This is a genomic window from Roseibium denhamense, from assembly GCF_009711415.1.
In the GTDB taxonomy this organism is placed as follows: Bacteria; Pseudomonadota; Alphaproteobacteria; order Rhizobiales; family Stappiaceae; genus Roseibium; species Roseibium denhamense.
In genome coordinates this window covers 1-590 of the sequence record NZ_SMLZ01000033.1, presented here as the reverse complement: position 1 = coordinate 590, position 590 = coordinate 1, and the positions used below count along the sequence as shown (strand labels likewise).

At 53.2% G+C, this 590-nt stretch carries 1 protein-coding gene; it reads left to right on the top strand.

From position 1 onward, the window contains the following. A partial coding sequence (locus E1180_RS22110) for a hypothetical protein (RefSeq protein ID WP_208996744.1) occupies window positions 1-367 on the top strand: 367 nt, incomplete at its 5' end. Between the last annotated feature and the right edge of the window lie 223 nt (window positions 368-590).

Genomic DNA, 590 nt, shown 5'->3' with positions numbered 1-590 from the left:
AGACGTGATTGCACTCTATCTGGTTTCCAGACAGACCGTCCGGAACTGGATGCGCTACGGATTGAAAGCCATTGAGGCTCAAAAGACGTTGTTTCTCGGTCAGGACCTAAACGAATTCCATGCCTGGCGGCGCAAGGAAGCCAAAGTGCCCTGCAGCTTTGAAGAAATCTACTGCGTTTGCTGCAAGCAAAAGCATTCCTTTCTCATCGAACCCTTCACAGTCGAGCAGCGAGGCAAGTTCCGAACGCTTGTCTCCATCCAATGCCCCGAGACTGGCGGCAGGACCACAAAGTTTGTCCGTGAGAGCGATCTGCACCGATTGAGAGATCTGCAGAAACGCAATTGCAGCGCCGAGACTCCCGATTAGGGAATCTCTCTTCTCCGCGCTGCAATTCGCCGTATCAGCTTAATCGAAGGTCGACCACATGCACGCTTCCACTGCTTGGATGCTCTATTTATACCAAACGCACATGAAAGAGGCCCGAGGACTGAATGCCAAGACAATCAGCGCCAGGATGCGGCATCTCGGGCAGTTCGCGACCAGCCTTGGAGACAAGGAACTCACCAAGCTGACGCGGGATGACATCATA